The sequence below is a fragment of the Rhizobium sp. P43 genome, from assembly GCF_056730705.1.
Genome location: NZ_CM161539.1, coordinates 1470521 through 1485107, shown reverse-complemented (window position 1 = coordinate 1485107; position 14587 = coordinate 1470521). Strand labels below are relative to the sequence as shown.

Genomic DNA, 14587 nt, shown 5'->3' with positions numbered 1-14587 from the left:
TCCGCGCTGCTTCTCTCCTTCATTATGCTATTCCAATCCGCATGTGAAACCATCCTTAATGCGCCAAGCGCTTGCGTCTCACAGACATCGTCTTTTCTGCGGCTTGTCTGTCACCGTCGCTTTTCAGGGGCGCGGCGTCGTAATCGAAAAGAGTTTTTCACGAACTTGAGGTTTAACTTTCGATCGGGCAGTCTCATGCCCGGCGCGACCGGAATCGCGTTTGAAAAGAAGCGGGAAGCACCACAATGGCCGACGACGACATCATTCTTTCCGAACTCTCCGACGAGGAACTCGTGCAGCAGATGCATGATGACCTCTATGACGGCCTGAAGGAGGAGATCGAGGAAGCGACACAGATCTTGCTCGACCGTGGCTGGGCACCCTATGACATCCTGACCCAGGCCCTCGTTGAAGGCATGCGCATCGTCGGTATCGATTTCCGCGACGGCATTCTCTTCGTCCCTGAAGTTCTGCTCTCCGCCAATGCCATGAAGGCCGGCATGACGATTCTCCGCCCGCTGCTCGCCGCCACCGGCGCGCCGAAGCAGGGCAAGATGGTCATCGGCACGGTCAAGGGCGACATCCACGACATCGGCAAGAACCTGGTCGGCATGATGATGGAAGGTGCTGGCTTCGACGTGATCGACCTCGGCATCAACAACCCGGTCGAAAACTATCTCGAAGCTCTGGAACGCGAAAAGCCGGATATCCTGGGCATGTCGGCCCTTCTGACGACGACCATGCCCTATATGAAGGTCGTGATCGATACGATGAAGGAAAAGGGTATTCGTGACGACTACGTTGTGCTCGTCGGCGGCGCGCCGCTGAACGAGGAATTTGGCAAGGCCGTTGGTGCGGATGCCTATTGCCGCGATGCGGCAGTCGCCGTCGAAACGGCCAAGGAATTCATCAGCCGCAAACACAACAGCATCGGCGCCCGCGCCTGAGACTAATAAAGAGAAGCCGGCCCTAGAGGCCGGCTTCTGCGTAAGCGTCGTCCTGCGGGACCGTCGCTATGGACTGCCATGCGACATGCCCTCCGGCATACAGGATGGCCGCCAGCATGTAGATGGCACTGGCCTTGGCAATCGTCGTGAGCGTCATGTTCCCTCTCCTGTTCTAGCGGCGCTCGAAGCGTTGCCTCGCCTGGGATTAGCGTGAAGCCGCAGCGTCGACGTTGTTTGCAGCGGACTGTGTCGCGTTGACCGTGTTGGCCGCGTCCTGACCGACGCCGCGGATTGTGTTGCCGCAGGATGAGAGTGCGAAGACGGTGAGAACGAGGGCTGCGCCGGCTGTCAGTTTTTTCGCCATCATGTTGAGATACCTTCTGTCGGTGTGACGAGTGGAATGCGATGGAACAACGCGTCAAATCGGAAAAGGTTCACGTGATCGCCTGCGGCGCGATCGCCCGCGAAATTCTGGCCGTCAAAGCCTTGAACGGGCTTGATCATCTGACACTGGAATGTCTGCCGGCCATCTGGCACGTCTGGCCGGAAAAGATCGCGCCGGCGCTGCGCGAAAAGATCGCCGAAGCCCGCGCGGCCGGCCATGACAACATCTTCATCGGCTATGCCGAATGCGGCACCCAAGGGGAAATCGACCGCATCTGTCGCGAGGAAGGCATCGAGCGCCTCTCCGGCCCGCATTGCTACGCCTTCTTCACCGGAACGGAAAAATTCCTCGCCGAATGCGAAACGGAATTCACTGCCTTCTACCTGACGGACCTGATCACGAGGCAGTTCGAGGCCTTCGTCATCGAGCCCCTGAAACTCGACCGCCACCCCGAACTGTGCGACATGGTCTTCGGCAATTACACAAAGATCGTCTATCTCGCCCAGACGGAAGACGCCGAATTGCAGGCCAAGGCCAAATGGGCTGCGGATTATCTGAAGCTGGACTACGAATACCGCTTCACAGGCTATGGCGATCTCGATCCGGAACTGGTGGCTGCGGCCCGCAGACCGACACAGACGGCGGCCTGATCAGCCTTTAGCGCACCGAATTCGCCACGCTGCGCCCGGCATCCTGCGTCGCATCCACAGCATTGCCGAGATCATTCCCAATCCCGCGGATCGTATTGCCACAGGAAGAAAGGCTGAGCGTCAGCACCATAAGCATGGCCACGATTTTTGCGGATCGATGAGCGATCAAAGTCATCCTGAGTCCCCGTCTGCATGTTTGAGGCCGTTTAGGTGACAAGCCATCACGGAGAAATCAAGGCAGAGGCTTAGGGTGAAGGCATGGTATCGAGCACCGGCTCGAAGGAAATCTTCAGGCGCGTACCCGTGGCCCTGGCCAGCTTCTCCAGGGTAGCGGCGGAGGGTTTCACCCGTCCACTTTCGAGTCGCGCCACAGCACTCTGCGACGTTTGCATGCGTTCAGCCAGCTCGGCCTGGGTCAGCCCTGCCTGAAGTCGCGCCTCGATAACGGCACGAATGAGGGAGAACTCACCTTCAAGAGCATCATAGGCAGCGCGATAATCCGACTTTTCAAGCCAGGCCTCGTGTAGATCTCTAATCTTCGTCATATCACGTCCCTCGCCCGTTGCCGGGCCAATTCCAGATGCCGCTTCGGCATTTTCTCGGTCTTCTTCACATAGGCATGCACAATTACGACGCGCTTACCCGATGCGGTGACATAGATGGCTCGAGAAATGCCGCTCTTAGCCGAAAGCCTCAACTCCCACAGTCTGCCCTCGACATGTTTGATTGTACCGCTCGGCAAGTGTTCAAGACCAACGTCCTCGATCAAGGCAGAAACCCGCACCAATCGAGCGCGCAGATCGGATGGCCAGCGCGCAATTTCATCGTCAACAACTTTGCCCAGCGTCTCGACCGACCACATGAGCGATTTATATCACATATGGTATATTGATCCAGTCAATCTTCACCCTCCCTTCACCATTCGCGAAACCGTGAACGCCAACCCCGGGGGGCTTTAATGCCCCTGTAATCTCCCCTTGCGAAACTCTGCTCCAGGTCGACAAGAAATCAAGAGAATCAGGAATGACCGACAGGGCGGATACATGGGTGGCGGGTCTCGTCACCACGCGTGAACACAAGCATCCCGAAAACCTTTCGGACCTTCTGGTCCGGCTGGCCCGCACGACGGACCGCAAGGTGACGATCCGCGACATTGCCATCGCCCTGCAGGACCGCTCGTTCGGTGCCTTCCTGCTGGTGTTCGCCCTGCCCAATCTCGTGCCGCTGCCGCCAGGCGCGACCTTCATTCTCGGCCTTCCTCTCGTCTTCGTCGCTTGGCAGATGATGGCCTCTCCGGGCGGCCGCGTTTTCTTTCCGCGCGTTGTCAGCGATTACGGCGTCGAACCGCAGACCTTCGAGGCCATCGTCAACCGGCTCGTGCCCTGGATGCGCTGGGCCGAAAAGCTTGTGGTGCCCCGTTTCTGGCTCTTCGAAAGCCGTTTCGCCGAGCGTCTGATCGGTGTCCTGGCGCTGATCCTGGCGATCGTCGTCTTCCTGCCGATCCCGCTCGGCAACTGGCCGCCGGCCTTCGCCCTCGCCGTCCTTGGCTTTGCCCATTCCCAGCGCGATGGGCTTGGCGTGCTCATTGGCTGTCTGATCGGCGTTCTCTCGCTCGCCGTCGCCGCCTTCGTCATCTACACCGCTGTCGCTGTCGTATCGCTCGTCGTCTGATGACCATGACCGATATCAAAACCAAGCAAGGCCCCGTGGTTGTGATGACCGCGGGCGGCCTGAACCCGACGATTGTTGTCCAGCATCTTGCCCGCGCCGGCATGGACGTTCAGGTCATCCTGGAAAACCCCGAGGGCAAGGGGGAGATTGTCAAACGCCGTGCGAAAAAGCTCGGTTGGATCAACGCACTCGGCCAGCTCGGCACGATGATCGCCGCCCGCGCCTTGCGCCGCGCTGCTGACCGCCGCGTTGCAGACCTGCTTGCGCGTCACGGCCTCGACCGCACCCTGCCGGAGACCGTCCCGATCCACCCGGTCACCTCGATCAACGCACCGGAAACGGCAGCGCTCGTCTCCGAACTGAAGCCCGGCGCCATCCTGCTCGTCTCGACCCGCCTGATGTCGGCACGACAACTGGCCGCCATGCCCTGCCCTGTCATCAACCTGCATGCCGGGATCAACCCGAATTACCGGGGGCAGATGGGTGGCTACTGGTCGCTGCGCGAAAACGACGGCCAGAATTTCGGCGCCACGCTTCATCTCGTCGACGCCGGCACGGATACCGGTGGTACGCTCTACGAGGTCCGCACGCGGCCTGAGCGCGCCGATTTCATCTCCACCTATCCGCTTCTGCTGACCCTTGCCGCTCTCGACATCACGCGCCAATCGATCGAAGACGCGCTCAACGGTCGCCTCTCTCCGAAGACGCCGGAAGGCCCGTCTGCGCTACGCTTCCCGCCGACCCTCTGGTCGTGGATCTGGTGCGGCATGACACGCCGGATCTGGTAAAAACATCAGGACTCATGGCAGCGTCGTTTTTGGCGACAAGCGACGTCGTGAAAAGCGCAGTCCGGCGAATGCCCCCCGTGCATTCTGGCTTCAAAGGGAGTGAGTGGCATGGCAGACAAGATCGTCGTTTACTGGCGGGATATCCCGGCCCAGGTGATCGTCAAGCAGGGACGCAAATCCGCAAAACGCGAGCTCTCGCTCCGCTTCACCGAAGCGATCGACATGGCCGCGATGCGATCGGGTGCTGCCGAAACCGACGCCTATCTCGCCGACTGGCGCAAGGCCGATCCGGTGCCTGTTGGTGACGACCTGGAGACCGAAGCCGAAAGTGCCGCCGCCGAGATCGAGGCCGCTTACGACAAGGCCCGCCTCGTGGCCCTCGTCCATGCCGGAGGCCGCGACAATGGCTGAACCGAAACTCGTTGATCCCGGCCCACCGAAAAAAGGCAATGCCGCCCCCGGCGCCAAGGCCGCCAGCGGCGCCTTCACCCCGGCGGGTGTATCGCCCAACCGCCGCGCCCGCCGCTCCTATACGATCCGTCTGTGGGCGGTGCGTAATTCGCGCTTCCTCGAATGGTTCTACCGCAACTTCGCCAACGCCTTCCTCTTCCTCCACCCGGTCTGGAAGAAGCTCGGCTATAACAGGGTCGAAAAGCCGATCACCTTTGTCGAGCGCAATGTGAAGGGTCTTCTCTTCGACTGTCGCATGTGCGGCCAGTGCGTGCTCTCCTCGACCGGCATGTCCTGCCCGATGAACTGTCCGAAACAGCTGCGCAACGGTCCCTGCGGCGGTGTCCGCGCCAATGGCAATTGCGAGGTGGAGCCCGACATGCCCTGCGTCTGGGTCCAGGCCTGGAACGGCTCGCGCAACATGGTCGCGGGTGATGCGATCCTTAAAGTTCAGAAGCCGGTCAACCAGTCGCTGCGCGAAACATCCTCCTGGCTGCGCGTGACGGCAGAAGCCGCCGCCGAGCGGGAAAAACAGACGGCAAAGGAAGCCTGAGAGCATGGCCCAGATCGACGAAAATCCGCTTGGCGTCCACCTGCCGCTCGATCCCCTGCCCGGCCATTCCTCCCTCGGCCGCCTGGAGCGCGTTCTGCGCCGCGGCGAGTTTGCCGTCACTGCCGAACTCAACCCGCCGGACAGTGCCGACCCGGAAGACGTCTACGAGCGCGCTAAGGTCTTTGACGGCTGGGTCGACGGCATCAATGCGGTCGACGCGTCAGGCGCCAACTGCCATATGTCCTCGGTCGGCATCTGCGCGCTTCTGACACGCATGGGCTACGCCCCGATCATGCAGATCGCCTGCCGCGACAAGAACCGCATCGCCATCCAGGGCGACGTTCTCGGTGCCGCCGCCATGGGTGTCGCCAACATCCTCTGCCTGACCGGCGACGGCGTGCAGGCCGGCGACCAGCCGGGCGCAAAACCCGTCTTCGATCTCGACTGCATGTCGCTCTTGGAAACCGTGCGCACCATGCGCGACGAATCGAAATTCCTTTCCGGCCGCAAGCTGACGACGCCGCCCAAGGTCTTCCTCGGAGCTGCGATCAACCCCTTCGCGCCGCCTTACGATTTCCGCCCCTATCGGCTCGGCAAGAAGATCGAGGCCGGCGCCCAGTTTGTCCAGAGCCAGTATTGCTTCGACGTACCGATGTTCCGCGAATACATGAAGAAGGTCCGCGACCTCGGCTTCCACGAGAAATGCTACATCCTCGTCGGCGTCGGTCCGCTCGCTTCTGCCAAGACCGCCAAATGGATCCGCTCCAACGTTCCGGGCATCCACATTCCCGATTCCGTCATCGCTCGCTTGGAGGGCGCGCAGGATCAGAAGAAGGAAGGCAAGCAGCTCTGCATCGACATCATCAACGAGGTGAAGGAGATCGAGGGCGTTTCCGGCGTGCATGTCATGGCCTATCGCCAGGAGGAATATGTCGCCGAAATCGTGCATGAATCCGGCATCCTGAAGGGCCGCCAGCCCTGGAAGCGCGAGCATGCCCGCGCCGATGACATGGCCGCCCAGCGCATGCGCGAGATCGGCGCCGATCCGGTCCAGGACCAGCAGGAACTCGCCGCGAAGGCCGCACACGCCCAGCCACACTGATGAACCGCCTTGCCTTTATCCGGCATTTGCCGGCACATCCCATTCCCGCCGCGCGCGAGCCGGCACCGACCGGAGGACTGAAATGACCCGCACCATCGTCGCATCCGCCACCAAGGAAATCATCATCGGTTTCGACCAGCCCTTCTGCGTCATCGGCGAGCGCATCAACCCGACGGGTCGCAAGAAGCTCGCCGCCGAAATGCAGGCCGGCAATTTCGACACCGTCATCAAGGACGCGCTGGAACAGGTCGCCGCCGGCGCCACCATGCTCGACGTCAATGCCGGCGTCACCTCCGTCAACCCCAACGAAACCGAACCGGGCCTGCTCGTCCAGACCATGGAAATCGTCCAGGGTCTGGTCGACGTACCGCTCGCGATCGACTCATCCGTTACCGCCGCGATCGAGGCAGCGCTGAAGGTCGCCAAGGGCCGCCCGCTGGTCAATTCGGTAACCGGCGAGGAAGAAAAGCTCGAAGCCATCCTGCCGCTCTGCGCCAAGTACAATGTTCCGGTCGTTGCCATCTCCAACGACGAAACCGGCATTTCGCAGGACCCGGATGTGCGCTTCGCCGTCGCCAAGAAGATCGTCGAGCGCGCCATGGATTACGGCATCAAGCCGCATGACATCGTCGTCGACCCGCTGGTCATGCCGATCGGCGCCATCGGTTCCGCCGGCCTGCAGGTCTTCGCCCTGGTCCGCCGTCTGCGCGAAGAGCTGAAGGTCAACACCACCTGCGGCCTCTCCAACATCTCCTTCGGCCTGCCCCATCGCCACGGCATCAATGCCGGCTTCATCCCCATGGTCATTGGTGCGGGCATGACATCCGCCATCATGAACCCCTGCCGCCCACAGGAAATGGAAGCCGTCCGCGCCGCCAATGTGCTCAATGGCACCGACGAGAACTGCTACAACTGGATCAAGACCTATCGCGACTACAAGCCCGCCGAAGGCGGCGCCCACGCAGCCCCCGCCGCAGCCCCGGCATCCGCAGCAGCCGGCGGTGGCCGCCGCGGTGGCCGCGCGGCGCGTGTGGGAGGCGGTGCGCCGACGGAGTGATAGAAACACCACTCTCCCCCCTTGTGGGGGAGATGTCACGCAGTGACAGAGGGGGGTAACACCGCCTCGCAACACAGATGAGGGAGACGTCCCTCGAAACCGAAAGACCCTGATGACCGAGACCACCGATCCCCTCGTCCTCTTCATGCCCTCCGGCAAGCGTGGCCATTTCCCGGTCGGCACCTCCGTGCTGGAGGCGGCCCGTACGCTCGGCGTCTATGTCGAGAGCGTCTGCGGCGGCAGAGCGACCTGCGGGCGCTGCCAGATCGAGGTTCAGGAAGGCCAGTTCGCCAAACACGGCATCACCTCGTCCAACGACCATATCTCGCCAGTTGGCCCGAAGGAAAAGCGCTACGCCGAAGTCCGCACCCTGCCCGAGGGACGCCGCCTCTCCTGTTCGGCCACCATCCAGGGCGACCTCGTCGTCGACGTGCCCCAGGATGCCGTGGTCAATGCCCAGGTCGTGCGCAAGGCAGCCTCCGACCGCGTCATCGAGCGCAACCCGGCCGTCCATCTCTGCTATGTCGAGGTCGATGAACCCGACATGCACAAGCCTCTGGGCGATCTCGACCGCATGAAGGTCATGCTGGAAAAGGACTGGGGCTACACCGATCTGCGCATCGAACCCTATCTCCTGCCCCAGGCGCAAAAGATCCTGCGCAAACAGAATTTTACCGTCACCGCCGCCATCCACCGCGACAGCGAAACCTCGCGCCCGACGGTGATTGCCCTCTGGCCCGGCCTGCACAACGAGGCCTATGGCATCGCCTGCGACATCGGCTCGACGACCATCGCCATGCACCTCGTCTCGCTCTTGTCTGGCCGCATCGTCGCCTCCTCCGGCGCGTCGAACCCGCAGATCCGCTTCGGCGAGGATCTGATGAGCCGCGTCTCCTATGTGATGATGAACCCCGATGGCCGCGAGGCCATGACCAAGGCCGTCCGCCAGGCCGTCTCAGACCTCGTCGACCAGGTCTGCGCCTCCGGCGGCGTCGCCAGAACCGACATCCTCGACGCGGTCTTCGTCGCTAACCCGATCATGCACCACCTCTTCCTCGGCATCGACCCGACCGAACTCGGCCAGGCGCCCTTTGCGCTTGCCGTCTCCGGTGCCGTCGCCTGCAAGGCGTCCGACATCGAGCTGTCGCTCAACCCCGGCGCCCGCACCTATCTGCTTCCCTGCATCGCCGGCCATGTCGGCGCGGACGCCGCCGGCGCGACGCTCTCGGAAGGCCCGCACCGCCAGGACAAGATGATGCTGATGGTCGATGTCGGCACCAATGCCGAGATCGTGCTCGGTAACCGCGAGCGCACCGTTGCCGCCTCCTCCCCGACGGGTCCAGCCTTCGAAGGTGCGGAAATCTCCTGCGGCCAGCGCGCCGCCCCCGGCGCCATCGAACGCGTCCGCATCGACCCCGAAACGCTGGAACCCCGCTTCAAGGTCATCGGCGTCGAGCAGTGGTCGGATGAGGATGGATTCACTGAGGCGGCGGAAAAGACCGGCATCACCGGCATCTGCGGCTCGGCGATCATCGAGGTCGTCGCCGAAATGTATCTCTCCGGCGTCATCTCCGCCGATGGCGTCGTCGATGGCGCGATGGCGGCGAAAAGCCACCGCATCCTCGAAAACGGCCGCACCTTCTCCTACCTGCTGCATGACGGCGCCCAGAAGATTACGGTGACGCAAAACGACGTACGCGCCATCCAGCTCGCCAAGGCCGCGCTTTATGCCGGCATCAAGCTGCTGATGGAAAAGCTCGAAGTCGAAACCGTCGACACCATCCGCTTCGCCGGCGCCTTCGGCTCCTTCATCGATCCGAAATACGCGATGGTGCTGGGCCTCATTCCCGATTGCGACCTCGCGGACGTCAAAGCCGTCGGCAACGCCGCCGGCACCGGCGCCCTGATGGCCCTCCTCAACCGCGACCACCGCCGCGAAATCGAAGACACCGTCACCCGCATCGAAAAGATCGAAACGGCGCTGGAACCCCACTTCCAGCAACTCTTCATCGACGCCATGGCGCTGCCGAACAAGGTCGATCCGTTCCCGAAGCTGTCGAGTGTTGTCACGCTGCCGGAGCGGAAGGTGCTGGCGGAGGGGGATGCCGAGGGTGGTGGACGGAGGAGAAGGCGGTCGCGGGAGTAGCATTGGGAGATAGACGTTGAATCCTAGAAAATTCAATTAGCGCCGTTTGTTATCTGCTAAACCTCAAACTCCAGATTGCAGCGATCGATGAGCCGCCTGAGAATATCCGATCGAATCTCGTAAATAGATTGTTGCGGATTGTCGTTCACCACGCCCAATTCTCTCAGCTCTTTTAGGCCAACTGGAGGTTCCAAATACGCAACTAATAAGTAATTTATAACTTTTACAGGCCGTTCATACGTCGCGCCCCACTCTTGCAACTGTGATTCACTGTATACAGACCGTCCGCCAGTTAGTTGCATTAATTCTCTAGTGGAGTTGGCGAGAGTTACGCTTTCAAGGATGCCAAGGGTCGTTATGGCCTGCGAAGGCGCTTCTTTAGAGGCGCCTTTGTAAAAGAAAAGTAACGAGCCTGACCTTGCCCCGCTGAACTAATCCATTTTGAAGTAAGCTCTGGCCTATTGAGAGGACCAGAGAATGAAGCGCAACCGTTTCACGGACGAACAGATTATAGGGATACTGAAGGAGCACGAGGCAGGCACGCCGGTCTCAGAGCTTTGCCGCAAGCACGGCGTGAGCGATGCCAGCATCTATAAATGGAAGGCCAAATTCGGCGGCATGGACGTGTCCGAAGCCAAGAGGTTGAAGACATTGGAGGACGAGAACGCGAAGCTGAAGCGGCTTCTGGCGGACGCGATGCTCGACAATGCAGCTTTGAAGGACCTGTTGGGAAAGAAGTGGTGACGCCCGCAGCAAGGCGGAAAGCTGTCGTGCATCTGATGGATCACCACCAGATGAGCGAACGGCGGGCGTGTAAAGCCAGCGGCTTTTGCCGAATGACGGTCCGTTACGAAACCAGGCGCAGCGACGATGATCGTCTTCGCGAGCGAATGAAAGCATTGGCGCATGAACGCCGCCGCTTTGGCTATAGACGCATCCACGTGCTGCTCAAACGCGAGGGGCACCATGTGAACCACAAGAAACTCTTCCGGCTGTATCGGGAGGAGAAGCTGACGGTGCGCAAGCGCGGCGGCCGCAAGCGAGCGATCGGCACACGTGCACCGATGCTGGTCCCGATGACGGCCAATGATCGCTGGTCGCTGGACTTTGTGTCGGATCAACTCACCGATGGCCGCAGGTTCCGGGTGCTGACGATTGTCGATGATTGCACCAGGGAATGCCTGGGTCTTGTCGCCGACACATCCCTTTCCGGTCTGCGCGTTGCTCGTGAACTGGACCGGATCATCAAGGAGCGCGGTAAGCCGAAGATGATTGTCAGCGACAATGGTAGCGAGTTCACCAGCAACGCGATCCTGCAATGGACGGACCAGGTCAAGGTGGAATGGCACTACATCGCGCCGGGTAAGCCGATCCAGAACGCCTTCATCGAAAGCTTCAATGGCCGACTGCGGGATGAACTCCTGAACGAGACGCTCTTCTCGTCATTGAACCATGCCCGATCGGCGCTCTCAAGCTGGCGTAGCGACTACAACGATCATCGACCACACTCAGCCCTCGGCTGGCTCACGCCAACCGAGTTTGCCCAGATGACCTTGCCCCGCTGAACTAATCCATTTTGAAGTAAGCTCTGGCCTATTGAGAGGACCAGAGAATGAAGCGCAACCGTTTCACGGACGAACAGATTATAGGGATACTGAAGGAGCACGAGGCAGGCACGCCGGTCTCAGAGCTTTGCCGCAAGCACGGCGTGAGCGATGCCAGCATCTATAAATGGAAGGCCAAATTCGGCGGCATGGACGTGTCCGAAGCCAAGAGGTTGAAGACATTGGAGGACGAGAACGCGAAGCTGAAGCGGCTTCTGGCGGACGCGATGCTCGACAATGCAGCTTTGAAGGACCTGTTGGGAAAGAAGTGGTGACGCCCGCAGCAAGGCGGAAAGCTGTCGTGCATCTGATGGATCACCACCAGATGAGCGAACGGCGGGCGTGTAAAGCCAGCGGCTTTTGCCGAATGACGGTCCGTTACGAAACCAGGCGCAGCGACGATGATCGTCTTCGCGAGCGAATGAAAGCATTGGCGCATGAACGCCGCCGCTTTGGCTATAGACGCATCCACGTGCTGCTCAAACGCGAGGGGCACCATGTGAACCACAAGAAACTCTTCCGGCTGTATCGGGAGGAGAAGCTGACGGTGCGCAAGCGCGGCGGCCGCAAGCGAGCGATCGGCACACGTGCACCGATGCTGGTCCCGATGACGGCCAATGATCGCTGGTCGCTGGACTTTGTGTCGGATCAACTCACCGATGGCCGCAGGTTCCGGGTGCTGACGATTGTCGATGATTGCACCAGGGAATGCCTGGGTCTTGTCGCCGACACATCCCTTTCCGGTCTGCGCGTTGCTCGTGAACTGGACCGGATCATCAAGGAGCGCGGTAAGCCGAAGATGATTGTCAGCGACAATGGTAGCGAGTTCACCAGCAACGCGATCCTGCAATGGACGGACCAGGTCAAGGTGGAATGGCACTACATCGCGCCGGGTAAGCCGATCCAGAACGCCTTCATCGAAAGCTTCAATGGCCGACTGCGGGATGAACTCCTGAACGAGACGCTCTTCTCGTCATTGAACCATGCCCGATCGGCGCTCTCAAGCTGGCGTAGCGACTACAACGATCATCGACCACACTCAGCCCTCGGCTGGCTCACGCCAACCGAGTTTGCCCAGACCATCAACCCGCGACGTGATGCGGTGCTGCGCAGCCGGAATGGCTCCGCACCGCAACCCGCCGCTACCGCCCCGAATACAGCAACACAAAACCGCCGGAGCGAACTCAAAACTGGATAAAACTTGGGGGCAAGGTCAAGCCCGAAGGGCCCAGATTAGATGGCGCTCTGCAGAGGTACACTTTACGAATCGTATTGCCCGGCCGTGACGGACGGTCGGCCCGCGAAGCCCCGAGAAAAAAGTCACGCTGCATCGGCTGCCACAGGTCGGGATACAACGTATCGTGATAGTCCTCCTTTATGGGAATTCCGAACCCCCGGACTTTGTCAGTCAAAAGAAAACGCGGGTAATTTTTCCTAGCAGCCTCAAAAACGCTAGCACTAGGATCGTATGTTAACTTTGCGGACGAGAACGAACGCTCGTAAATTAGCTCGCCATCTGGTTTACTTCCTGCATTATAAAATCCGTAAAACTCAAGAAGATTGATCAGCGCTACCTGGTCACCATACGTCGTCAGATACGCTAGCTGATATCCGTTGCGCTGGGCATACCAAAGAACTTGCTTTAGAAGCAATTCGCCAAGCTTGACGCCGCGCTTGTCCGGCGCCACCTTGAATGTGCAGATTTTGAGGATCTTGTCAGCTTTAGTGGCGGCATCGGTATCACTACCAGACTCGTCCTTTCGAACGATCAAGCCAGCCAGTTCGTCGTCATCGTAGACTACCCAGCATGGCCGGTGTTGACGCACGCATTTTTGGCGCCACCAATCGTCGAACTCTGGATAGCCTTCCCTTAAACTGTCGAAGAATCTATCTCTGTGGTTGATGGTGTGTGCCTCGACCTCAGCAACATGCCGAATGGGAACTTGTTTTGGCTCATAAGTTTGCGTGAGAAGGTCGACGGCATCCCCAACGAACAAGACACGCCGACCAAGCTCAGCAGAGTGCCTTAACGCACGCTCGTGAAGGCCCTTATCCTGAGTGACAAGAAAATCTACTGCGTCACTCCTCAGTGCATGAAGCAGTGTCGCGTCTACCAAGTCGTTGGGCCGCTTCAATGGACCGAAATCCGATTCGAGGTCGGTCTGGCTCAAACCCCTTTGCTTCTCAAGAATCCTGTACTTGGAGATCTTGCTAAGGGAGATGCGACGTCGCTCCGGATTTCGATCTCGGGCGATATCATCACGCGCGGCTTCGTGAACGAAAATCGTGATTTTATGCGCGGCTGCTAGGCTTGAAAATTTAGCGTAGGCAGCCTCCACCGCGCGATAGTCTTCCAAGCCGATCAGAATGTTCGTATCAATGAGATACGACTGTTGCCTCATCTCTCAGGGCCTTTCGCAGATCGCGGCTCGCGTACAAAAATGACTGAGGTGGTTCAAAGCCATACTTTTCGCGCAGTTCTGAAAGGGGCACAGGCCTGGAAAAAGGCTTCACGTCCTCAAACATCAACACGAACCCAAAATCCAGACCCTGAAAATAGTTTTCGAAGTCGCCTCGCTCAATTGATGCGGCATCTTCGAATTCAGACCAAATTTGCTTTATCGGGAGCTTAAGAACATCCCGGATCTCAGCAATGCCTACGATAGCGCGAACCGGCGATGTCGAATAAATGTAGGCCACTGTTCCGCTGGGCGCCGAAACAGGGAATCTGCGACGCAGTTCAACCGTTTTCTGTCCATCCAAGATCTTCTCGGAGTATTGCGGTCGTATGGATAGCACCACGTCTCGCTGCGCACGAAACGGTTCGTCTGCCAAAATCGGAAAAACAAGTTGGTCATCGTGACCATACTCAAGCTCAAATCCTTCGCGTATCCGAAGAACGATGCGGGCGTCTGCCGGAAATACGGCATCGACACGCAACGATGCACCAAGAGCTTCAACGTACCGCTGCACGGTGGAGAGATACACCTCCCCACCTTTTTCCAGTTTCGAGATAGCGGCTTGCTGAACATTCATACGAGCTGCCATTTCCGCCTGTGTTAGGCCTGACAGAAGACGAAGACGACGCAGATCAATACCAGCAGCGTGGTCCTGACGCATTTCGGTAGCGACCGAAGCCTCAATCACTTTTCCCGTCAGCCTTCCCATTTCCGCTACTCCATGTTGTAGAATCTAGTAACTCAGGCCAGCATTCCCTACAAGGAATAATCGTTA

At 59.6% G+C, this 14587-nt stretch carries 18 protein-coding genes; 11 read left to right on the top strand and 7 right to left on the bottom strand.

Translation table 11 applies throughout. The features are described 5' to 3' along the window. Positions 1–245 precede the first annotated feature (245 nt). Positions 246–947, top strand: coding sequence for a corrinoid protein (locus AC1PUL_RS07335; RefSeq protein ID WP_480467547.1), 702 nt, complete (start codon positions 246–248; stop codon positions 945–947). A 22-nt stretch (positions 948–969) separates the two neighbouring features. Here AC1PUL_RS07335 and AC1PUL_RS07330 read toward each other — a convergent pair whose 3' ends face one another. Beyond that, positions 970–1104, bottom strand: coding sequence for a hypothetical protein (locus AC1PUL_RS07330; RefSeq protein ID WP_480467545.1), 135 nt, complete (start codon positions 1102–1104; stop codon positions 970–972). Between the two features lie 48 nt (positions 1105–1152). Beyond that, entirely contained in the window at positions 1153–1314 is a 162-nt protein-coding gene (locus tag AC1PUL_RS07325; RefSeq protein ID WP_110790482.1) for an entericidin domain-containing protein, read from the bottom strand. Positions 1315–1352: 38 nt separating this feature from the next. Here AC1PUL_RS07325 and AC1PUL_RS07320 point away from each other — a divergent pair, with 38 nt between their 5' ends. After that, the gene (locus AC1PUL_RS07320; RefSeq protein ID WP_480467543.1) at positions 1353–1982 is read left to right on the top strand and encodes a DUF1638 domain-containing protein; all 630 of its coding nucleotides are present in this window, start codon (positions 1353–1355) and stop codon (positions 1980–1982) included. A gap of 7 nt (positions 1983–1989) precedes the next feature. Here the strand turns inward: AC1PUL_RS07320 and AC1PUL_RS07315 are convergent, their stop codons facing one another. The 3 genes from AC1PUL_RS07315 to AC1PUL_RS07305 all read right to left on the bottom strand — a co-directional run bounded on the left by AC1PUL_RS07315 (position 1990) and on the right by AC1PUL_RS07305 (position 2844). Then, complete coding sequence (locus tag AC1PUL_RS07315) at positions 1990–2157, bottom strand: entericidin domain-containing protein (protein ID WP_480467542.1); 168 nt, start codon at positions 2155–2157, stop codon at positions 1990–1992. A gap of 70 nt (positions 2158–2227) precedes the next feature. Further along, on the bottom strand, positions 2228–2527 hold the full coding sequence (locus tag AC1PUL_RS07310; protein WP_480467540.1) for a helix-turn-helix domain-containing protein: 300 nt from the start codon (positions 2525–2527) through the stop codon (positions 2228–2230). After that, entirely contained in the window at positions 2524–2844 is a 321-nt protein-coding gene (locus tag AC1PUL_RS07305; protein WP_298468807.1) for a type II toxin-antitoxin system RelE/ParE family toxin, read from the bottom strand. Before AC1PUL_RS07305 ends, AC1PUL_RS07310 begins: the two co-directional genes overlap by 4 nt. A gap of 161 nt (positions 2845–3005) precedes the next feature. Here AC1PUL_RS07305 and AC1PUL_RS07300 point away from each other — a divergent pair, with 161 nt between their 5' ends. From AC1PUL_RS07300 to AC1PUL_RS07260, 9 genes are all read left to right on the top strand, one after another. Next, positions 3006–3653 carry an exopolysaccharide biosynthesis protein gene (locus AC1PUL_RS07300; RefSeq protein WP_480467538.1) on the top strand — a complete coding sequence of 216 codons (648 nt, stop codon included), beginning with the start codon at positions 3006–3008 and terminating at the stop codon, positions 3651–3653. A gap of 5 nt (positions 3654–3658) precedes the next feature. Next, a complete protein-coding gene (locus AC1PUL_RS07295) occupies positions 3659–4441 on the top strand; it encodes a formyl transferase (RefSeq protein ID WP_480467536.1) in 783 nt (260 codons plus the stop codon). Between the two features lie 108 nt (positions 4442–4549). Further along, positions 4550–4852 carry a virulence factor gene (locus AC1PUL_RS07290; protein ID WP_480467534.1) on the top strand — a complete coding sequence of 101 codons (303 nt, stop codon included), beginning with the start codon at positions 4550–4552 and terminating at the stop codon, positions 4850–4852. Then, entirely contained in the window at positions 4845–5444 is a 600-nt protein-coding gene (locus AC1PUL_RS07285) for a methylenetetrahydrofolate reductase C-terminal domain-containing protein (protein ID WP_480467532.1), read from the top strand. Before AC1PUL_RS07290 ends, AC1PUL_RS07285 begins: the two co-directional genes overlap by 8 nt. A gap of 4 nt (positions 5445–5448) precedes the next feature. After that, a complete protein-coding gene (locus AC1PUL_RS07280) occupies positions 5449–6546 on the top strand; it encodes a methylenetetrahydrofolate reductase (protein ID WP_480467530.1) in 1098 nt (365 codons plus the stop codon). A gap of 82 nt (positions 6547–6628) precedes the next feature. After that, positions 6629–7603 carry a methyltetrahydrofolate cobalamin methyltransferase gene (locus tag AC1PUL_RS07275; protein WP_480467529.1) on the top strand — a complete coding sequence of 325 codons (975 nt, stop codon included), beginning with the start codon at positions 6629–6631 and terminating at the stop codon, positions 7601–7603. A 112-nt stretch (positions 7604–7715) separates the two neighbouring features. Further along, a complete protein-coding gene (locus tag AC1PUL_RS07270) occupies positions 7716–9749 on the top strand; it encodes an ASKHA domain-containing protein (protein WP_480467527.1) in 2034 nt (677 codons plus the stop codon). Positions 9750–10226: 477 nt separating this feature from the next. Continuing rightward, positions 10227–11314 (top strand): IS3 family transposase gene (locus tag AC1PUL_RS07265; RefSeq protein WP_480467526.1). Its coding sequence is split into 2 segments (ribosomal slippage): positions 10227–10476 and positions 10476–11314, totalling 1089 coding nucleotides; the frame shifts between segments, so codons are not numbered across the junction. Positions 11315–11361: 47 nt separating this feature from the next. Continuing rightward, a protein-coding gene (locus AC1PUL_RS07260) for an IS3 family transposase (RefSeq protein ID WP_480465857.1) occupies positions 11362–12551 on the top strand; the annotation gives its coding sequence in 2 pieces (ribosomal slippage) (positions 11362–11611 and positions 11611–12551; 1191 coding nt in all). On the opposite strand, the gene AC1PUL_RS07255 is transcribed toward AC1PUL_RS07260, so the two are convergent. Together AC1PUL_RS07255 and AC1PUL_RS07250 are read right to left on the bottom strand one after the other, a co-directional pair. Further along, positions 12538–13755 carry a GNAT family N-acetyltransferase gene (locus AC1PUL_RS07255; protein ID WP_480467524.1) on the bottom strand — a complete coding sequence of 406 codons (1218 nt, stop codon included), beginning with the start codon at positions 13753–13755 and terminating at the stop codon, positions 12538–12540. The genes AC1PUL_RS07260 and AC1PUL_RS07255 overlap by 14 nt on opposite strands. Continuing rightward, entirely contained in the window at positions 13730–14521 is a 792-nt protein-coding gene (locus AC1PUL_RS07250) for a helix-turn-helix domain-containing protein (protein ID WP_480467523.1), read from the bottom strand. The genes AC1PUL_RS07255 and AC1PUL_RS07250 overlap by 26 nt, the downstream gene beginning before the upstream one ends. Positions 14522–14587: the final 66 nt, after the last annotated feature.